This is a genomic window from Streptomyces sp. NBC_01515 (assembly GCF_045040345.1).
GTDB lineage: Bacteria > Actinomycetota > Actinomycetes > Streptomycetales > Streptomycetaceae > Streptomyces.
On the sequence record NZ_CP109416.1, the window covers coordinates 7342824 to 7362023 of the forward strand.

The 19200-nt window shown below is 70.1% G+C and carries 19 protein-coding genes; 10 read left to right on the forward strand and 9 right to left on the reverse strand.

From position 1 onward, the window contains the following. Window positions 1–111 precede the first annotated feature (111 nt). Complete coding sequence (folP, locus tag OG407_RS33400) at window positions 112–972, reverse strand: dihydropteroate synthase (protein WP_405863232.1); 861 nt, start codon at window positions 970–972, stop codon at window positions 112–114. Window positions 973–1107: 135 nt separating this feature from the next. Here folP and OG407_RS33405 point away from each other — a divergent pair, with 135 nt between their 5' ends. Both OG407_RS33405 and OG407_RS33410 read left to right on the forward strand, forming a co-directional pair. Continuing rightward, window positions 1108–1458, forward strand: a complete 351-nt coding sequence (locus tag OG407_RS33405) for a DivIVA domain-containing protein (protein WP_403591404.1) — start codon at window positions 1108–1110, stop codon at window positions 1456–1458. Then, window positions 1455–2036 (forward strand): DNA-3-methyladenine glycosylase I, encoded by a 582-nt coding sequence (locus tag OG407_RS33410; protein ID WP_405863233.1) that lies wholly within the window; start codon window positions 1455–1457, stop codon window positions 2034–2036. The genes OG407_RS33405 and OG407_RS33410 overlap by 4 nt, the downstream gene beginning before the upstream one ends. 7 nt (window positions 2037–2043) lie before the next feature. On the opposite strand, the gene OG407_RS33415 is transcribed toward OG407_RS33410, so the two are convergent. Then, window positions 2044–2847: an enoyl-CoA hydratase/isomerase family protein gene (locus OG407_RS33415; RefSeq protein WP_405863234.1), complete on the reverse strand. Its 804-nt coding sequence runs from the start codon at window positions 2845–2847 to the stop codon at window positions 2044–2046. A gap of 375 nt (window positions 2848–3222) precedes the next feature. Between OG407_RS33415 and OG407_RS33420 the strand changes: the two genes are divergently transcribed. After that, window positions 3223–3390 (forward strand): DUF3117 domain-containing protein, encoded by a 168-nt coding sequence (locus tag OG407_RS33420; RefSeq protein ID WP_003966491.1) that lies wholly within the window; start codon window positions 3223–3225, stop codon window positions 3388–3390. Window positions 3391–3510: 120 nt separating this feature from the next. Here the strand turns inward: OG407_RS33420 and OG407_RS33425 are convergent, their stop codons facing one another. After that, entirely contained in the window at window positions 3511–4209 is a 699-nt protein-coding gene (locus OG407_RS33425) for an O-methyltransferase (protein WP_078622928.1), read from the reverse strand. Window positions 4210–4492: 283 nt separating this feature from the next. Between OG407_RS33425 and sigE the strand changes: the two genes are divergently transcribed. The 5 genes from sigE to OG407_RS33450 all read left to right on the forward strand — a co-directional run bounded on the left by sigE (window position 4493) and on the right by OG407_RS33450 (window position 10864). Further along, window positions 4493–5194: an RNA polymerase sigma factor SigE gene (gene sigE / locus OG407_RS33430; RefSeq protein ID WP_019072074.1), complete on the forward strand. Its 702-nt coding sequence runs from the start codon at window positions 4493–4495 to the stop codon at window positions 5192–5194. Next, window positions 5191–6180: an anti-sigma factor family protein gene (locus tag OG407_RS33435; protein ID WP_405863235.1), complete on the forward strand. Its 990-nt coding sequence runs from the start codon at window positions 5191–5193 to the stop codon at window positions 6178–6180. Before sigE ends, OG407_RS33435 begins: the two co-directional genes overlap by 4 nt. Window positions 6181–7570: 1390 nt before the next feature. Next, entirely contained in the window at window positions 7571–9295 is a 1725-nt protein-coding gene (locus tag OG407_RS33440) for a trypsin-like peptidase domain-containing protein (protein WP_405863236.1), read from the forward strand. A gap of 201 nt (window positions 9296–9496) precedes the next feature. Then, a complete protein-coding gene (locus OG407_RS33445; protein WP_328679272.1) occupies window positions 9497–9946 on the forward strand; it encodes a sec-independent translocase in 450 nt (149 codons plus the stop codon). Between the two features lie 255 nt (window positions 9947–10201). Then, window positions 10202–10864 carry a hypothetical protein gene (locus OG407_RS33450; protein WP_405863237.1) on the forward strand — a complete coding sequence of 221 codons (663 nt, stop codon included), beginning with the start codon at window positions 10202–10204 and terminating at the stop codon, window positions 10862–10864. 85 nt (window positions 10865–10949) lie between these two features. Here the strand turns inward: OG407_RS33450 and OG407_RS33455 are convergent, their stop codons facing one another. The 3 genes from OG407_RS33455 to OG407_RS33465 are packed head-to-tail and all read right to left on the reverse strand — an operon-like array spanning window position 10950 to window position 14113. Continuing rightward, window positions 10950–12083: an Mrp/NBP35 family ATP-binding protein gene (locus OG407_RS33455; RefSeq protein WP_366489690.1), complete on the reverse strand. Its 1134-nt coding sequence runs from the start codon at window positions 12081–12083 to the stop codon at window positions 10950–10952. A gap of 43 nt (window positions 12084–12126) precedes the next feature. Continuing rightward, window positions 12127–12732, reverse strand: a complete 606-nt coding sequence (locus OG407_RS33460) for a DUF1003 domain-containing protein (RefSeq protein ID WP_405863238.1) — start codon at window positions 12730–12732, stop codon at window positions 12127–12129. Continuing rightward, the gene (locus tag OG407_RS33465) at window positions 12722–14113 is read right to left on the reverse strand and encodes a magnesium transporter MgtE N-terminal domain-containing protein (protein WP_405863239.1); all 1392 of its coding nucleotides are present in this window, start codon (window positions 14111–14113) and stop codon (window positions 12722–12724) included. Before OG407_RS33465 ends, OG407_RS33460 begins: the two co-directional genes overlap by 11 nt. A 211-nt stretch (window positions 14114–14324) precedes the next feature. Between OG407_RS33465 and OG407_RS33470 the strand changes: the two genes are divergently transcribed. Further along, window positions 14325–15044 carry a hypothetical protein gene (locus OG407_RS33470; protein ID WP_405863240.1) on the forward strand — a complete coding sequence of 240 codons (720 nt, stop codon included), beginning with the start codon at window positions 14325–14327 and terminating at the stop codon, window positions 15042–15044. 6 nt (window positions 15045–15050) lie between these two features. Here OG407_RS33470 and OG407_RS33475 read toward each other — a convergent pair whose 3' ends face one another. Both OG407_RS33475 and OG407_RS33480 read right to left on the reverse strand, forming a co-directional pair. Beyond that, complete coding sequence (locus OG407_RS33475) at window positions 15051–15566, reverse strand: hypothetical protein (protein WP_329349518.1); 516 nt, start codon at window positions 15564–15566, stop codon at window positions 15051–15053. A gap of 23 nt (window positions 15567–15589) precedes the next feature. Next, complete coding sequence (locus OG407_RS33480; RefSeq protein WP_405863241.1) at window positions 15590–16708, reverse strand: magnesium and cobalt transport protein CorA; 1119 nt, start codon at window positions 16706–16708, stop codon at window positions 15590–15592. A gap of 519 nt (window positions 16709–17227) precedes the next feature. Here OG407_RS33480 and OG407_RS33485 point away from each other — a divergent pair. After that, window positions 17228–17824, forward strand: coding sequence for a suppressor of fused domain protein (locus OG407_RS33485; protein WP_405863242.1), 597 nt, complete (start codon window positions 17228–17230; stop codon window positions 17822–17824). Between the two features lie 41 nt (window positions 17825–17865). Here OG407_RS33485 and OG407_RS33490 read toward each other — a convergent pair whose 3' ends face one another. Next, a complete protein-coding gene (locus OG407_RS33490) occupies window positions 17866–19104 on the reverse strand; it encodes an MFS transporter (protein WP_403591232.1) in 1239 nt (412 codons plus the stop codon). Window positions 19105–19200: the final 96 nt, after the last annotated feature.

Sequence of the window (19200 nt, forward strand, 5' to 3'; positions counted from 1 at the left end):
TGTTTTCAGCCCGTCCGGCGTTCGAGGACGAGGCCCTTGGGGGCCGAAGCGGGGGTCTGGGGGCGGCAGCCCCCAGGGACGGGACGGGTAGGGGCGGCGGGGGCGAAAAAATCAGGCCAACCCCCGCCGCGCCACAGCCGGAGGCCGATGCCCAGCAATAGACGCCACCATGTCCAGCACCTGCCGCGTCTCCGCGACCTCGTGCACCCGGTACACCTGCGCTCCCAGCCACGCCGACACGGCCGTGGTCGCGAGCGTCCCGACCACCCGCTCCTTGACCGGCTTGTCGAGCGTCTCGCCCACGAAGTCCTTGTTGGACAGCGACACCAGCACGGGCCACCCCGTGTCGACCATCTCCCCGAGCCGCCGCGTCGCCTCCAGGCTGTGCCGCGTGTTCTTCCCGAAGTCGTGCCCGGGATCGATCAACACCGACTCCCTGGGAACACCGAGTTCCACGGCCCGTTCGGCGAGCCCCAGGGTGACGCGCAGGATGTCGGCCATGACGTCGTCGTAGGTCACCCGGTGCGGCCGGGTCCGCGGCTCCGCGCCGCCCGCGTGCGTGCACACCAGCCCCACGCCGTATCGCGCGGCGACCTCCGCGAGCCGGGGATCGACGCCGCCCCACGCGTCGTTCAGGAGATCCGCGCCGGCCTCGCAGACGGCCTCGCCGACCTCGTGCCGCCAGGTGTCGACGCTGATGACGACGTCCGGGAAGCGCCGCCGCACCTCGGCCACGAAGCCGACCGTGCGCCGCGCTTCTTCGTCGGCGGTCACTTCCTCGCCGGGCCCGGCCTTGACCCCGCCGATGTCGATGATGGCGGCGCCTTCGGCCACCGCCTGCTCCACGCGCGCGAGGGCGGGCTCGTCGCGGAACGTGGCCCCCTGGTCGTAGAAGGAGTCCGGGGTCCGGTTCACGATCGCCATGATCACCGGCTCGTGCGTGTCGAATTCACGCCTGCCCAGCCTGAGCATCCCCTGTGACCTCTCCTAGTGCGTACCGGTCTTCAGCCGCCTGTGACCCTAACTGTCAGCGTCGCATGGCACGATCGGACCCTGACACATTCGGCTTCGGCACGTCCGACATCGACGCCCGTGGAGACCCCAGAGATGTTCATGTTCCTGTTCCTGGTCGTCGGGCTCGCCGTCGTGGTCGGCGCCGTGACCCTCTCGGTGATCGGCGGCGGCGACAGCGCCCCGCTGCCCGACGCGGCACCCGAGCGCCTCGACGACCCGCTGCCCCAGGACCGGCCGGTGAACCACGCCGACATCGAGACCCTCCGCTTCCCGCTCGCCGCGCGGGGCTACCGCATGGACGAGGTGGACGACGTACTGAGCCGCCTCGCCGCCGAACTCGCCGAGCGCGACGCCCGGATCGCCGACCTGGAGTCCGCGCTCGCCGGCGCGCAGGCCAGCGCCCACGTCTCCATGCAGAAGCCGCTCGAAGGCGACCAGCAGTGAGCGAGGGCGGGGCCGTCGCCGGTCCGGACGGCGCTCTGCGCTGCCCCTGGGCGCTGTCCACGGAGGACTACGTCGCGTACCACGACGAGGAGTGGGGCCGCCCGGTCCACGGCGACGACGCCCTCTACGAGCGGCTCAGCCTGGAGGCCTTCCAGTCAGGCCTCTCCTGGATCACGATCCTGCGCCGCCGCGAGGGCTTCCGGGCCGCGTTCGCGGGCTTCAAGATCGCCGAGGTGGCGACCTTCACGGACACCGACCGCGAACGCCTCCTCCTCGACGCGGGCATCATCCGCAACCGCCTCAAGATCGACGCGACGATCGCCAACGCGCGCGTGCTGGCGGACTGGGCCCCGGGCGAACTGGACGAGTTCATCTGGTCCCACGCCCCGACCCCGGGGCCGGCCCCGAAGACCCTGGGGGACGTCCCGGCGGTCACGACCGAGTCGACGGCGTTGTCGAAGGCGCTGAAGAAGCGGGGCCTGAAGTTCGTGGGGCCCACGACGGCGTACGCGTTGATGCAGGCGTGTGGGTTGGTCGACGACCACCTGAAGACATGCGTCGCCAGAAACGCCTCCTAGGAGGTGCCTACCGCCCCAAGTACTTCGGCTTCTCCTTGTTGACGAAGGCCTGCACGGCGATCGCGTGGTCCTCCGACGCGCCCGCCCGAGACTGAAGTTCGTCTTCTTTCTCCAGCGTCTCCTCAAGGGTGTGCGTCAGGCCGTAGGCGACGGCCTCCTTCAGCGCCGCGTAAGCCACCGTCGGCCCGTCCGCCAGCTGCCGGGCCACCTTCTCGGCCTCGGCATGCAGCTCGCCGACGGTCACCAGGCGGTTGGCGATCCCCAGGTCGTACGCGTCCTGCGCGGTGATCGTGCGCGGAAACAGCAGCAGGTCGGAGGCGCGACCGGGGCCGACCACCCGGGGCAGCGTCCAGGAGATGCCGGAGTCCGCCGTCAGGGCGACACCGGCGAAGGACGTGTTGAAGCCGGCGGTGTCGGCCACGACCCGGTAGTCCGCGGCCAGGGCGAGCCCGAAACCGGCGCCCGCGGCGACTCCGTTGACCCCGGCGACCACGGGCTTCGCCATGCCGGCGAGCGCCCGCACGATGGGGTTGTAGTGCTCCTTCACCGTGGTCATCGTGGCCCCGGTCCCGGCCTCGCGGTCGGAGGCCAGCAGCGTGATGTGCTCCTTGAGGTCCTGGCCCACGCAGAACGCCCGCTCCCCGGCCGCGGTCAGCAGCACGGCCCGTACGGCGTCGTCGTCCGCCGCGGCCCGTACCGCGTCCCGGAGGGCGACTTTGGTCGCGATGTTCAGCGCGTTCATCGCCTCGGGGCGGTTCAGCGTGATCGTCGCGAGTCCGTCGCTCACCTCGTAGAGCACGGTGTCGGCCATGGCGTATCCCCTCGGGTGTCGCGGCTCCGGCGTACCGGTCGGTACGCCGTACGTCCGTAGGACAGCATGGCGGAGATCACCGTCCGCGCACCGGACCGGACGTGTGACCTGCGTCAAAGAATTCCGCTCCGGATTCGGTCGGCCGAGGTCCGCGCGGCGGCGGAGTATCGCAGTCACATCGGCGAATTGAGTGGTTTTGCTCGCGCGCGTTGCCCAAGCGATGCCGACTGATGTTGGTCATCGGGTCCTGAGATGCGGGATAATGGCCTGGAAGCAATGTGTTCGATGCCGGTGACGCGTGTCTCATTAGGGGCCGCGCGTGCCCTCCATGGGGCCGTCGGCGACGATGAGCTGGTTTCAGGAAGGGGAACGAGCATGGCGGCCATGAAGCCGCGGACGGGCGATGGCCCGCTCGAGGTGACCAAGGAGGGGCGGGGCATCGTCATGCGCGTTCCGCTCGAAGGCGGCGGGCGGCTCGTCGTCGAGCTGACCCCTGACGAGGCCGACGCGCTGGGCGACGCCCTCAAGAAGGTCGTCGGCTGACGCGGCGGAACGCGACCATACCCCTTCAGCTGCCCCGGCACCCGAGACGGTGCCGGGGCAGCTGTCTGCCCTGAGTCCTGAGTTCGGATTTCTACGGCAGGTCCGGCGTTGGGCGCCTGTCTACCGCTTGACGGCGCAGAGCAGGCCGTCGCCCACCGGGAGCAGTGACGGCACCAGCTCGGGGCTCTCGCGTACGGCGCGGAGCAGCTCGCGCAGCCGTAGGACTTCGGTGGGCTGGGGGCTTGAGTCGACGGTGCGGCCGTTGGCGAAGACGCCCTCGAAGACCACCAGGCCACCCGGACGCAGCAGGCGCAACGATTCAGCGAGATAGTCCAGGAACTCCAGCCGGTCACCGTCGCAGAACACGAGGTCGTACCCCGCGTCCGCGAGCCGGGGCAGCACGTCCAGGGCGCGGCCCGGAATGAAGCGGGCCCGGTTGCTGGCGAAGCCGCACGCGCGGAAGGCCTGGCGGGCGAACTGCTGGTGGTCCGGCTCCGGGTCGACGGTGGTCAGTACCCCGTCCGGCCGCATGCCGTAGAGAAGATGCATTCCGGAGACGCCGGTCCCGGTTCCGATCTCGGCCACCGCTTTCGCGTCCACGGTGGCGGCGAGCATCCGCAGCGCGGCGCCCGTGCCGGGCGACACCGAGCGCAGCCCTGCCTCGCGGGCCCGGTCACGGGCCCAGCGCAGTGCTTCGTCCTCGGCGACATAGGCGTCGGCGAACGCCCAGCTCGTCTGCCGGTTGCCGGTAATGACCCTCTCCTGTCCCCGTGGTTGCCTGGGCGTGACTGTATCCGTTGGTGCCGGGAACCTGCTGATGGGACCGGGCGTTTAGAAGGGGGAGGAAAGCACTGCGGGACGCGACCGGAGGGAAGGGCGGGGGATGACGATGGATCAGGTTGTCGAGCACGACGTCGAGCGAGACGCCGGGCAGGGTCACGGGTATCGGCTCACACCACCGCCAGGTCGGTATGAGCGTGTATCAAATTCTCGTAAAACCGCTTATCCGGAGCTAACGGGCGAGGTGGCTATGGTAGGGGCTCCACTGGACACCACCAGAGCCGACAGGGGAGGTGCGGCTGTACCTGTGGATCGGGGAGGAGTGCTTCGGCGCTTTCTCGGATCGGCGGGCAGGCCGAAATCCGTGAACGACACCGCTGCTGACCACAGCCACGCCGCTGACCATGCCCAGACCGCGACCTTCTCCACCGACGCGGACGGGCAGGCGTGGACTCCGCCCACCTGGGAGGAGATCGTCAGCACCCACAGCGGCCGTGTGTACCGGCTCGCGTACCGCCTGACGGGGAACCAGCACGACGCCGAGGACCTGACGCAAGAGGTCTTCGTCCGGGTGTTCCGTTCGCTGTCGACGTACACGCCCGGCACCTTCGAGGGCTGGCTGCACCGCATCACCACCAACCTCTTCCTGGACATGGTCCGCCGCAAGCAGCGCATCCGTTTCGACGCGCTGGGGGAGGACGCGGCCGAGCGACTGCCGAGCCGCGAGCCGTCACCCCAGCAGGTCTTCAACGACGCGCACTTCGACGCGGACGTCCAGCAGGCCCTGGACACCCTCGCCCCGGAGTTCCGGGCGGCGGTCGTCCTGTGCGACATCGAGGGTCTCTCGTACGAGGAGATCGCTGCGACCCTGGGCGTCAAGCTCGGTACGGTCCGTTCCCGGATCCACCGTGGCCGCTCCCAGCTCCGCAAGGCCCTCGCGCACCGCTCGCCGGAAGCACGGGCCGAGCGCCGTTCCTTCGTGGCGCGTGTGCCCGCGCTGGGGGGAGGGGGCGCGACCGCGTGAGTGGATCACGTCCTACGCCTGCGGAGCAGCATCTGGGAGACCGACTTTCCGCCCTGGTGGACGGGGAGCTCGGTCATGAGTCGCGCGAGCGTGTACTGGCGCACCTGGCCACCTGTACGAAGTGCAAGGCCGAGGCCGACGCGCAGCGCCGACTGAAGAACGTGTTCGCGGAAATGGCCCCACCGCCCCCTTCCGAGAGCTTCCTGGCCCGTCTGCAGGGGCTTCCCGGGGGAGGTGGCGACACGGACGGCGAGGAGCCGCCCGGCGGGGGACTGTTCGCCGCCGGGATCGGTGTCTTCGGCGTCAGAAGAGACGGCCCGCTCGACGCGTTCGAGTTCGGCTACGTCCCGGCGGGCCCGCACGCGGCCACGGCCCTGACCCCGTCCGCTCCCTCCCGGTCCGCCCGCGAGGGCTTCCGTATCCATGACGTCAGCCGGCACGACGCCGACCGGTCCGCCTCGCGCGGGATGCGGTTCGCGTTCGTCGCCGCCGGAGCGGTCTCGCTGGCCGCGATCGCGCTGGGCGGGGTGGCCACGGTCGCGCCGGGCGACACGGCGGCGGAAGCGCGGGGCGGTACGGGTGTGACACCGGCACGTACGCAGGGCACGGGTACGGCGGCGACCACCGACGCCGGGCGCCGCCGAGGGGTCGGCCCCCTGCTCGCCCAGGGCACGAGCCAGCGCTCGATGCTCGGCGACACCGCGGTCCCGCCGACCTCGGTCTCCGCACCGCTCCTGCCCGGAGTGCCGTCACCCGCGGCCGTCCAGGGCGACGAGGTCATGCACACGCTCACCGCGCCGGTGATGGCCGGAGCGGCGGTCATGTCCCCCCTGATACGCCCCCTCAACGCGACCCCGCCGGTCGCCCTCACGTCCTGGTCCACGGCCCCCGAGGTCATGACCCCGGGCCTGCTCCGCACACCGGCGCCCGACACCACCTCGTCCCCCTCCACCACCCCCACGCCCCCCTCCCACCCCCTCCACTGACCGGCCTCTGACCGGCCCCTGCGCCACGGCCCGCGAACCTGGTTGAATCCGGGGAGTACGGGGTGGCGCGGGCTGTTGTGGGGGGACGGGGACCATGGACGAGGGGATGCGGGAGCGGGGGTCCGCGAGGTCCGCGAAGCCGAAGTGGTGGGGCCGGGGTCGAGGTCCGGCTGCGCCAGGGGCGACGGGCGATCCGATTCCGGGCACGACTGACGCCGAGGCGGAGGGTGTGGCGCCTGGGCCTTTGGGCGATGCCGAGGTCCATGTCCGTGGGGTTGGCGTCGATGGGGATACCGGTGCGGATACCGAGAGTGTCGGGGATACCGACGGGGATTTTGCGTTGCGGCCGCCGGGTGCGGTGCGGGGTGAGACGTCGCGGGGAGCCGGCGACGGGGACTTCGAACTGCGGGCACCTGTTGAGGGGCTCAGCGGTGAAGTGGCTTCTGGTGGGGGTGACTTCGAGGTTGGGCGTCCTGTGGTGGGGGGCTTGGCCGGGGGTGCGGCTGAGGATGTCCGCGGTGACGTCGAGTGGGGTCGGCCTGTGGGTGGGGCTCCTACTGGCGGTGCGGTTGCGGACGTTGATGGCGATTTCAAGTTGGGGCGCCCCGTAGCGAGGCCTTCGGCTGCAGGTGCGGGCGTAGGCGCTGGCGGTGACTTTGAGCCGGGGCGTCGTGTTCCGGAGAGCCCGACTGGCGTTGTGGGTGCGGGAGTTGACGCCGACTTCGAGTTGGGTCGCCCTGTGCCGAGGGCTTCGGTCGGCGGTGCGGTTGTGGGTACGGGTGGTGACGCCGAGGTGGATCTTCCTGTGGGCGAGTCTCCGGCTGGCGGTGCGGGCGAGGGCGTGGATGTTGGCTTTGAGCCCGACTGTCCTGTGGGCGAGTCTCCGGCTGGCGGTGTGGTCGCGGATGTTGACGGTGACTCGGAGCTGGACCGGCTTGTGGCTGAGTCTCCGGCCGGCCTTGTGGCAGGGGACGTTGGTGTCCAGCTGGACCAGTCGGTGCCGGAGTCCTCGGCTGGCCGCGCGGCCGTAGACGTTGATGGTGACTTCGGGTTGGGTCGACCTGTGCCGGTGTCTTCGCCTGGCGGTGTCGTCGTGGGCGAAGGCGGTGACTCGGCTCTGGACCGGCCTGTGCCCGAGATTCCAACTGGACTTGCAGCAGCGGACGTTGGCGTCCAGCTGGGCCACCCTGCCTCGGCGTCCCAGGCGGACGGGGCGGTCGTAGACGCCGGCAGTGACTTCGAGTTGAGCCACCCCGCGTCGGGTTCCCCGGCCGGCGGCGTGGCCGTAGTAGCCAGTCGTGTTTCCGGGCTGGACCACCCCGTGTCGGCCTCTCCGGCTGGGGCCGTGTCTGTAGGCGTCGGCGCTGACTTCGCGTCGGAACCACCTTCCGTGCGGCCCGAACCCCCGACCATCCCCGGCGCGGTCCTCCCGCCCACCGGTCGCCCCAAGCCCCTGCACGACCCCGACCCCTACAGCACCCCGCCGTACGGCGAGCCGGGGCCCTGGGCGCTCGCGCCGCCTGTTCAGCACCCTGCGGTCACCTCTGCGCCCGGCGCGGCCCCACAGGCCCACACAGCAGCTCCTGGCACTCCCGTCCCGTACACCGCACCCGTGCCACCTGGCACTCCTGCACTGCCTTTCGTCGAGGCCGCGCCTCCAGGCACCCCCGCGCCCCCCGTCACGACCCCGGCGTCCTTTGCTCCCCCTGCACCGCCCTTCACCGACACCGCGCCCGGCGCCGACACCTCAGCCCCCGGCATCTCCGCACCCCTCGTTCCCCCCGCACCGCCCCTCTCCGACACCTCGACCACCGCCTCCCTCACTCCACCAGACCTCGCCCGCACCCCTGTCGTCCCGGACCAGGCCTCCACTCCCTCCCCGGACCAGGCACCCCCACCCACCAACCCCTGGCACCGCTACGACCCCTGGGCCACCCCCGCTCCCCTCCAACAGGCCGGCACCCCCACCCTCACCCCCGACCAGCACCGCACCCGCACCCGGAAGCTCCTCGCTGCCTCGGCGCTCGCCCTCGCTCTGATCTCCGGCGGTGTCGGTGGTGTCGTAGGGGCGCATCTGGAGCGGGACGGGATCGGTGGGGGCGTCGTGTTGCCGCAGGCCGGTAAGGAAGACGCTCAGCGGGTGCCGGGCAGTGTTGCCGGGATTGCCGCTCGGGCTCTGCCCAGTGTGGTGACTCTGCATGTGAGCGGGGACGAGGAGTCGGGGACCGGGACCGGGATCGTGTTGGACAGGCGGGGGCACATTCTCACCAACAACCATGTCGTCCGGCCCGCTGGTGGTGACGGGGCGATATCCGTCCGCTTCAGTGGGGGACAGACCGTCAAGGGCAAGGTCGTCGGGCGGGACACCGGGTACGACCTCGCCGTCGTGCAGGTGAGGGGGGTGCGGGGGCTGACGCCGATGCCGCTCGGGAATTCCGACAACGTGCGGGTGGGGGACCCTGTCGTCGCGATCGGCGCGCCCTTTGATCTCGACAACACCGTGACCTCCGGGATCATCAGCGCCAAGGAGCGGCCGATCACCGCCGGGGGTGAGTCGTCGGACGGGAGCGATGTGTCGTATGTCGACGCGTTGCAGACCGACGCGCCCATCAATCCCGGGAACTCCGGTGGGCCGTTGCTCGATGCTCAGGGGCGGCTGGTCGGGGTCAACTCGGCTATTCGGTCCGCCGATTACGGGGACGGGGGTGGAGGCGGGGACGGGGACGGGAGTGGGCAGGGCGGGTCCATCGGGCTCGGGTTCGCCATTCCTGTCAATCAGGCCAAGCTCGTCGCCGAGGAGCTGATCAACACCGGGAAGGCGACCCATCCCGTCATCGGCGTCACCCTCGACCTGGACTACGCCGGAGACGGAGCCCGTGTCGCCTCGAAGGGCGGCGACGGGCCCGCCGTCACCCCGGGAGGGGCCGGTGCCGAGGCGGGGCTCAAGGCCGGCGACGTCATCACCGAGGTCGACGGCGTGCGGGTTCACTCCGGTGACGAGCTCATCGTCAGGACGCGTGCTCATCGGCCCGGCGACCAGCTGCGGCTGACTCTGCGGCGGGGTGGCAAAGACATGACCTTGTCGCTCGTTCTGGGCTCGTCGACCGGCGATTGACAGAAACGTCACAGGTGAGAGGCCCGCGCCCCGTCCCACTAGGCAAACAACCCGGAAAACCGGTGGTGTACACCCACTCGTAGCCCCCGGGACAGTACCGGTCGGGTGGGATCGCCGGGTACCGTGGACCCGGCCCGGACCACGGAAGACCCGCACAGACCACCGAGGGCCGAGGACCGAGGACATCGCAAGGAGCTTCAGGTGTTCAATGACATAGGCCCGCTAGAGCTGGTGACGATCATTGTCCTCGCCGTGCTCGTCTTCGGTCCGGACAAGCTCCCGAAGGTCATCCAGGACGTCATGCGGACGATCCGGAAGATCCGAGAGTTCTCGGAGAGCGCCAAGGCGGACATCCGCGAGGAGCTGGGTCCGGAGTTCAAGGACTTCGACTTCGAGGACCTCAACCCCAAGACGTTCCTGCGCAAGCAGCTGGACAACGACGAACTGGGGCTCAAGGAGATCCGCAACGGCTTCGACCTGAAGAAGGAGATGGCCGAGGTCACGGAGGCGGTCCAGAGCGCGGACACCCCCTCCTCTTCCTCGTCGTCCCCTTCGTCGTCGTCCTCCGGCAGCGGTCGTCTCGACATGACCAAGAAGCCCGAGGACCCCGAGAAGGACGACCGCCCGCCCTTCGACGCGGACGCCACCTGAGTCGTACGGACGCCACCTGAGCCGTACGGGGACAGTCGTCCCGCGGCTTCCTACGTGACGCGTTTCATACCGCTCCAGCCCCTTCCGCGCCTCCGTACGGCCCGAACAGGGCCCCTGTGCGCCTCGCGCGCCGGGCGCTTTCCGGGCTGCCTCGCACGAGGTGGCTATGCTGCCGAGTTGTTGTGCGGACCGGGCGAGTCGCCCGAAGGGGGGCGGGCCGCCCCGGTCCGACGAGAACGAGGAGGCGTCCGGAGCATGGAGACGACGAGTCGGGTAGGCGCGCAGGCGCCGGCCGCGGAGGGTGGACAACCACTCCCCTCCGCCCGGCGCACGGTCGACGGCTACCTGCTGGCGCCCTTCCCGTGGTACGGCCTCGACGAGGCCTTCACGGGACCGCGCTGGCTGATGCAGGTGGGCATGGCGGCGGACGGAGCCGTCGAACACGGTTCGATCGGGCAGGGCGACGAGCCCTCCGTACGCAACGAAGGCACCGAGGACAAGGAGAAGTTCGCGGTCGTCGTCACCGTCGCGGGCAACCCCGCCCGGCGCACCGCCGACGGCACGGGCCTCCTGGAGGCCACCTCGGTGTCCTCCGCGGCCTGGCTCGCCGGTGTGGGGCTGCTGTCCTTCACCTGGCCCGGGCAGATGGACCACACTCTGCGCGACGACTGGCTGGAGCAGCAGACCGAGACGGCCTGGGTCCTGGCCGACGACCTCGCCGGCGACGACTGGTCGACCCTGTCCCTCCCCGTGGACGGCGTGCCGACGCCCTTCCACTACCGCGAGTCCGAGTTCGGCTGGGTCCTCGCCGGGTCGACCCAGGAGGGCGTCCACGTGGGGGCGTACGGCAGGGGCATGAGCGCGTACGGGCTCGGCTTCGCCATGATCAAGGACATCACGACCTACGCCGCCCAGTAGCGGTTACGACGATGGGGGCGCCGTCTCAGCGGACGGCGCCCCCATCGTCGTAGAGAAGTCCCTGTAGGACCTCGTAAGAAGATCCCTAGAACTTGTTCCTCGGGGTGATCCCCAGCGACATGCCCGAGAGGCCTCGCTGCCGGCCGCCCAGCTTCCCCGCGATCGCCCGCAGCGCCGCCCCCGCAGGGGAGTCCGGGTCCGTCAGGACGACCGGCTTGCCCTCGTCGCCGCCCTCGCGGAGGCGGACGTCGATCGGGATGCTGCCCAACACGGGGACGCTGGCGCCCGTCGTGCGGGTCAGGCCGTCCGCCACCGACTGGCCGCCGCCCGTGCCGAAGACGTCGACCATCTCGCCGCAGTGCGGGCAGGGCAGGCCCGCCATGTTCTCGACGACGCCGACGATCTTCTGGTGGGTCTGTACGGCGATGGAGCCGGCCCGCTCGGCGACCTCGGCCGCCGCCTGCTGAGGGGTCGTCACGACCAGGATCTCGGCGTTCGGGACGAGTTGGGCGACGGAGATCGCGATGTCGCCCGTGCCCGGGGGAAGGTCGAGGAGCAGGACGTCCAGGTCGCCCCAGTACACGTCCGCCAGGAACTGCTGGAGCGCCCGGTGCAGCATGGGGCCGCGCCACACCACCGGTGCGTTGCCCGGCGTGAACATGCCGATGGAGATGACCTTCACGCCGTGTGCCGACGGCGGCATGATCATGTTCTCGACCTGGGTGGGACGGCCGTCCGCGCCCAGCATGCGCGGCACGCTGTGGCCGTAGATGTCGGCGTCGACGACACCGACCTTCAGGCCGTCGGCGGCCATCGCGGCCGCGAGGTTCACCGTCACCGAGGACTTGCCGACGCCGCCCTTGCCGGAGGCGACCGCGTACACGCGCGTGAGGGAGCCGGGCTGCGCGAAGGGGACCTCGCGCTCGGTCTTGCCACCGCGCAGGGCGGTCGCGAGTTCCTTGCGCTGCTCGTCGCTCATCACGTCCAGGGTGACGTCGACACCGGTGACGCCCTCGACCCCCAGGACCGCATCCGTCACGCGCTGCGTGATCGTCTCGCGCATGGGGCAGCCGGAGACCGTCAGGTACACGGTCACCGCGACCGCTCCGTCCGCACCGATCTCCACCGACTTGACCATCCCCAACTCGGTGATGGGTCGGTTGATCTCGGGGTCGTTCACCGTCGACAGCGCTTCACGCACCGCGTCTTCCGTAGCCATGGGGTCGATGGTACGGCGCCGCGCGGGGCGCCCGGTAAGCCCGTCACCGGTCGTCTACGTCACGTCCGTGCGACCGTTCCGCCGGGAATACGACGTGTTTGTGGTGGCCGTTCTCGCGTGCCTCGCCGCGTTCCTCCAGCTCCTTCACCAGATCCTGGAGTTCGGAGCGGATCCAGTCCCGGGTCGCCACCTCGCCGAGGCCGATGCGCAGGGCGGCGATCTCGCGGGTCAGGTACTCGGTGTCGGCGATCGACCGCTCGTTCTGCTTGCGGTCCTGCTCCAGGTTGACCTTGTCGCGGTCGTCCTGCCGGTTCTGCGCGAGCAGGATCAGCGGGGCCGCGTACGAGGCCTGGAGCGACAGCATCAGCGTCAGGAAGATGAACGGGTAGTTGTCGAACCGCACGTCCCGCGGCGCGAAGATGTTCCACAGCACCCACGCGATGATGACGACCGTCATCCAGACGATGAACCGCCCGGTGCCCAGGAACCGCGCGATCCGCTCCGACAGCCGCCCGAAGGCCTCCGGGTCGTACTCGGGCAGGAACCGGCGCCGGGGCGAACGCGGCTGGTCGAGCCTGGCCCGGGGCCTGGTGGTGGCGGTCGCGCCCGCCGGTGTCCGCTCGCGCGTGGACTCGCGCTCAGGAGTCATGAGCCGCCACCTCCTCCGCCTCTGCCGATGCCTCTGTCGAAGCGTCCGCCGATGTCTCTTCCGATGTCTCTGGCTCTGCCTCGTTCTCGCGGTCGCCCTCGTTCCCGCCCTCGCCCTCGCTCTCGTCGAGGTGGAACTCGGTCTCCCGCCAGTCCTCCGGCAGCATGTGGTCCAGCACGTCGTCCACGGTCACCGCCCCGAGCAGCGACCCGGTCTCGTCGACCACGGGCGCCGCGACCATGTCGTACGTCGCGAAGAACCCGGCGATCAGCTGCAGTGACGCGTCCGGGTCGAGCGGTTGCAGGTCGTCGTCGATGATCGCGCTGACCAGGGTGTACGGCGGGTCGCGCAGCAGCCGCTGGAAGTGGACCGTGCCGAGGTACTTGCCGGTCGGGGTGTCGTCGGGCGGCCGGCAGACGTACACCTGGGCGGCGAGCGCGGGGGAGAGGTCGGCGCTGCGGACCCGGGCGAGCGCGTCGGCGACGGTCGCGTCGGGCCGTAGGACGATCGGCTCGGTCGTCATCAAACCGCCCGCGGTGTGTTCCTCGTACGACATCAGGCGGCGTACGTCGGCCGCTTCGGAGGGCTGCATCAGGTTCAGCAGGCGCTCCTTGTCGTCCTCGGGGAGTTCGGAGAGGAGGTCGGCCGCGTCGTCCGGGTCCATGGCCTCCAGGACGTCGGCCGCGCGCTCCTCCTTCAGCTTGCCGAGGATCTCGATCTGGTCGTCCTCCGGGAGCTCTTCGAGGACGTCGGCGAGGCGGTCGTCGTCGAGGGCGGCGGCGACCTCGGCCCGGCGCTTGGGGGAGAGATGGTGCAGGACGTTGGCCAGGTCTGCGGGGCGCAGCTGCTCGAAGGTGGCCAGGAGGCTCTCCGCGCCCTGTCCCTGCTCCTCAAGGGAGAAACCGGTGACGCTGGACCAGTCCACGGTCAGCGTCTCGCCCTTGGCCCTTCTGAAGGCTCCGCCGGTGCGGCCCTTCCGTACGAAGATGCGGTCGATCTCCCAGTCCCGGCGGGCGGGGAGATGCTGCACCGACAGGTCGAGGACGGTGACCTCCTCGTCGGTCTCGACGAGCGTGACGCGCCGGTCCAGGAGTTCGCCGAACACCAGCCGCTCGGTGGGCCGTTGCTCGAAGCGGCGGACGTTCAGCACGCCGGTCGTGATGACCTGGCCGGACTCGATGCCGGTGACGCGGGTCATCGGGAGGAAGATGCGGCGCCGGGTGGAGAGTTCGACGACGAGGCCGAGCAGCCGCGGGGGCCGCCGCCCCACGCGGAGCATGGCGACGAGGTCGCGGACGCGGCCCACCTGGTCGCCGTTCGGGTCGAAGACGGCGACACCGGAGAGGTGCGACACGAAGACTCGGGGAGCGCCGGCTGCCATGGCCGCACCTCCTTCTTTCTCTTCTGATTTGCCGATGGATTCCGTGGTTTCCGGATCTTCCGAAATGCCTGCTCGGACGGGCTTCAGGCTAGCCCGTCCCTATGTGATCCGCGCTGGTGGGCGGTCCGGACGGACTGGCTCCGCCGGCGTCTCGCGGCCCCGGTACGCTGCCGTACGCCATCGCCCCCCCCGCACGGAAGGCAACCCACCTGTGACTGCGATTCCCCAGGTCCGAAACCGTCGTGCGGCGCTGCTCGGCGCGGTCTGTGTCCTGACCCTGACGGGGTGCGGCGGCGGGGACCCGGACGCGGGGACCAACGGGGTCGGCAAGCTGGCCGCCGACAAGATCCAGTCCAGGTCCGTGACGGCCGCGGGCGCCGCCGACGCGGTACGGCTGTCGGGGACCGTCGTCACCAGCGGGCGGACGTACACGCTCGACATGCGGCTGAAGTCGGACGGCGGCAGCGGGTCGGTCACCTCGAAGGGGTCGACCTTCGGGCTGCTGCGGATCGGCGAGGAGCTGTACCTGAAGGCCGACGCGGACTTCTGGAACGGCAACGGGGACTCGGGCGTCGGCGACTCGCTGCACGGCAAGTACGTGAAGGTGCCGCAGGGCGATCCCTCGTACAAGAAGTTCAGTGGTTTCACGGACAAGGCCGTCCTCCTCTCCAGTCTGCTGACCCTGCACGGCTCACTCGCGACGGACGGACACCACGCGCAGAACGGCGTCCGCACGATCCGCATCACCGGCGACGACGGCTCCGGCGGCACCCTCGACGTCTCCCTGGAGGGCAAGCCGTATCCGCTCCGTCTGGTCCGCGCGGGCGGCGCGGGCACCCTGACCTTCTCGGACTGGGGCAAGAGCTTCGCCGTGACGGAGCCGGCCGACGGCGACACTGTCGACTACGGCAAGCAACTGCCTTCTTCCTGAGGGCGGTTACCGGCGTTTGCGTTTCTTCAGGAGCAGGCGCGGCAGGCCGGCCGGGATCGGTTGTCGGGTCGTCGCCGGGGTCGGCAGCGGGGGTTCCGCCAGCGAACCGTCCGGCAGGTCGGCCGTCGTTCCCGTCGGTTCCAGGCGCAGCACCCGGCACTCGCGGGACCAGCGGGCCGTCATCGCCTCGCCGTCGGGGGCGTTGAGGCGCTTGCCCTTCAGCTCGGCGACGGTCGCCGTCCAGGCCTCGGAGTCCGGGGCCAGTTCGACGACCTTCGCGGTCCACGAGACCAGTCGGCCGCCCTTGTCCTTGCTGCGGACGGTGACCTCGGCGGGGCCGCCGTCGGTCAGTCCCGGCAGCGGCTGTTCGCCCGGTCCGTCGCCGATCAGGCAGGCCGCGCCCTCGTGCCAGACGTGCCACAGGGCGCGGGCCGGGACGCCCGGACCGTTGACCCAGACGAGGCCGGACTTCTTCGTGGCCTCCTCGACGAGGGCCTGGTCGAGCAGCTCGCTGCTAGTCATGGCGCTCAGCCTATCCAGGCCGCTCACAGCCAGCCGTTGCGCTTCAGCGTGCGGTGGATCGCCAGGCAGACGGTCACGGTGAAGGCGAGCACCGCCGGATACCCGTACCGCGCGTGGAGTTCGGGCATGTGCTCGAAGTTCATGCCGTACACGCCCGTCACCATCGTCGGTACGGCGATGATCGCGGCCCAGGCGGTGATCTTCCGCATGTCCTCGTTCTGGGCGACGGACGCCTGCGCGAGGTTGGCTTGGAGGATCGAGTTGAGGAGTTCGTCGAAGCCGATGACCTGCTCGTGGACCCGGGCGAGGTGGTCGGCGACATCGCGGAAGTACTTCTGGATGTCCGGGTCGATCAGCCGCATCGGCCGCTCGCTCAGCAGCTGCATGGGACGCAGCAGCGGCGACACCGCGCGCTTGAACTCCAGTACCTCGCGCTTGAGTTGGTAGATCCGTGCCGAGTCGACACCGCGCGACACCCCGCCCTTGCGGCCCGGCGTGAACACCTCGGTCTCGACCTCGTCGATGTCGTCCTGCACCGCGTCCGCGACCGCGACATATCCGTCGACGACGTGGTCGGCGATCGAGTGCAGCACCGCCGAGGGGCCGCGCGCGAGCAGCTCGGGGTCGTCCTGCAGCCGGTGCCGCAGCGCCCGCAGCGAGCCCTGGCCGCCGTGCCGGACGGTGATGAAGAAGTCCCGCCCGGTGAAGCACATGACCTCGCCGGTCTCGACTACCTCGCTGTTGGCGGTGAGTTGGTCGTGCTCGACGTAGTGGATGGTCTTGAAGACGGTGAAGAGGGAGTCGTCGTAGCGCTCCAGCTTGGGTCGCTGGTGGGCCTGTACGGCGTCCTCGACGGCGAGCGGGTGGAGTCCGAACTCCCGGGCGATGACGGCGAATTCGGCCTCGGTGGGCTCGTGCAGGCCGATCCACACGAAGCCGCCGTCCCGGCGCACCAGACGCATCGCCTCGTGCGGGGTCAGCGGCTTGCCGGTGTCGATGCGGGCGCCGTCGCGGTACACGGCGCAGTCGACGACGGCCGAGGGGGTGCCGGGGTCGCGGGTCGTGTCGTACGCGCCGCCGTCCTTGCGCAGGGCGGGACGGGACGGGCGGACCACGGCACGCAGGTCGCGGATCATCGACATGGCGGGCTCCTTCGCGACGAGCAACGAAAGGCGCCGACGGACGGTTGGAACTGCCCGGAATGGGGACGTCCTGGGTACGGATGTTTGGCACGTCCACAAAGCGGGGAGCACCGCACCGTCGCGGTGGCGAACTTCGTTACTGATACAGGCACTGACTTCGGAACAGACAGATCGGTCGGATCGAACACACCGGACAGATCAGGCAGATCAGGAAAAAGAAACGAAGTGCTCTTCCGCGACGGTGAAGAAGTGCGAGAGGCGGCGGCAGCCGGCTGGAGGCTAGAAGCAGAGCCAGAGCGACGAGATCAGCGGCCGGAAGAGCGGGTGGTACTGCCAGGCCGACTTCGGTCCATTGCAGCCCCACCTCCTCCGGCCGGTCCCCCGTGGGGGAGTGTCGACGGCGTCGGGACGTGATCGCGACGCTTCTGCGTGCTGCCCGAACGACCGGCCAAGACTATCAGCCGACCGAACTGTCAAGGCGCTGCTTTGCCCGGTACTGACGAGTTCTATGCTCGCCGCATGGTTGATGTTCTTGCTCTGGTCGAGGCACGGTTGCGTACCGCGCTGGGCGATCCGGACGCCCGCGCCGCGGTCACCTTCCTCGGCACGGACCGCGTCGAGGTCCTGCGTTTCCAGGACGACAGCCAGGACGGGACCGTCGTCCGCTACGCCACCCTCGGCATGTCCGCGCAGCCGATGAGCGACCCCACGGCGACGCTCGCCGACCCGGTCGCGGGCCCGCGCGCCGAGCTGGTCCTCTCCGTCCGCGGCGGCCTCGCCGACACCGACAAGGTGCTACGGCCCCTTGCCGTTCTCGCCGCGTCCCCGCAGGTCGAGGGTGTGGTCGTGGCCCCCGGCGCCTCGCTCGACGTGGGCGAACCGCTGTGGCCCGGCGCTCCGTTCACCTCGGTACTGGTCGCCGAGCCGGGCGGTCTGGTCGAGGACCTGGAACTCGACGCGCCCCTCGACCCGGTGCGCTTCCTGCCGCTGCTCCCCATGACCCCGAACGAGGCCGCCTGGAAACGCGTCCACGGGGCGCAGGCCCTCCAAGAGCGCTGGTTGACGAACGGGACGGACCTACGGGATCCCTCCCGTAAATCCGTCCCGCTCGACTGACACCGGAGTGAGCAAGCTCACCAACGGCGGCCGGGAATCGGCTAGTTGGCGAACACCGCGACACCGTCCTCCACCGCGTGCCTCGGCTCCAGCTCCTCGGCCTCGTGCGTGAGCGCGTTCCGTCGTACGAGGACCACCAGCGCGCCCAGCGCCGCGGTGACCGCCGCGACCACGAACGGGATGTGGATGTTGCTCCACCCCTCGATCTTCGGCGCGAAGAACGGCGCGGCAGCGGCGGCGAACCAGCGGACGAAGTTGTAGCCCGCGCTCGCCACCGGGCGCGGCGCGTCCGAGACGCCGAGCGCCAGTTCGGTGTAGACGGTGTTGTTCACGCCGATGAAGGCGCCGGACAGGATCGTGCAGACGACGGCGGTGGTGTGGCTGCCGTAGCCGAGGACCAGGACGTCGACGGCGAGCAGCACGAGTGAACCGCCGAGCACCTTCAGGGAGCCGAACCGGGCCTGGAGGCGCGGGGCGACGAAGACCGAGAAGACGGCGAGCAGGACGCCCCAGGCGAAGAACACGGCACCGGACTTGTACGGGGTCATGTTCAGCACGAACGGGGTGAAGGCCAGCACGGTGAAGAACGTGTAGTTGTAGAAGAAGGACGAGACGGCCGCGGAGGCCAGACCGCCGTGGCCGAGGGCCTTGAGCGGGTCGAGCAGTGAGGTCTTCTGGGCCGGCTTCGGCTGTTCCTTCAGGAACACCGTGATGCAGAGGAAGCCGATCGCCATCAGGAACGCGGTGCCGAAGAAGGGGTAGCGCCAGCTCTGGTTGCCCAGCAGGGCGCCGAGCAGCGGGCCGCAGGCCATGCCCAGCCCGAGGGCGGACTCGTAGAGCAGGATCGCCGCGGCGCTGCCGCCGGCCGCCGCGCCGACGATGACGGCGAGGGCCGTGGACACGAAGAGCGCGTTGCCGAGACCCCAGCCGGCCCGGAAGCCGACGAGTTCGCCGACCGAGCCGGAGGTGCCGGCGAGACCGGCGAAGACCACGACGAGGGCGAGGCCGAGCAGCAGGGTCTTCTTGCCGCCGATGCGGCTGGAGACGAAGCCGGTCACCAGCATCGCGATGGCGGTGATCAGGAAGTACGAGGTGAAGAGCAGAGAGACCTGGCTCGCCGTGGCGTCCAGGCCCTTGGCGATCGACGGCAGGATCGGGTCGACGAGTCCGATGCCCATGAAGGCGACGACCGAGGCGCCGGCGGTGGCCCAGACCGCCTTGGGCTGCCGCAGGATGCTGCCCGAGCCGGTGTCGGCTCCCTTGTCGAAGGGGTCGTCCATGCTTCCTCCCAAGTAGTTGGTATATGCACATAGTAAGTTAGGTAAGGTAATGAATGCAAGCTACATCTAGTTAGGGGTCGGCTTCCGTCCGGTTTC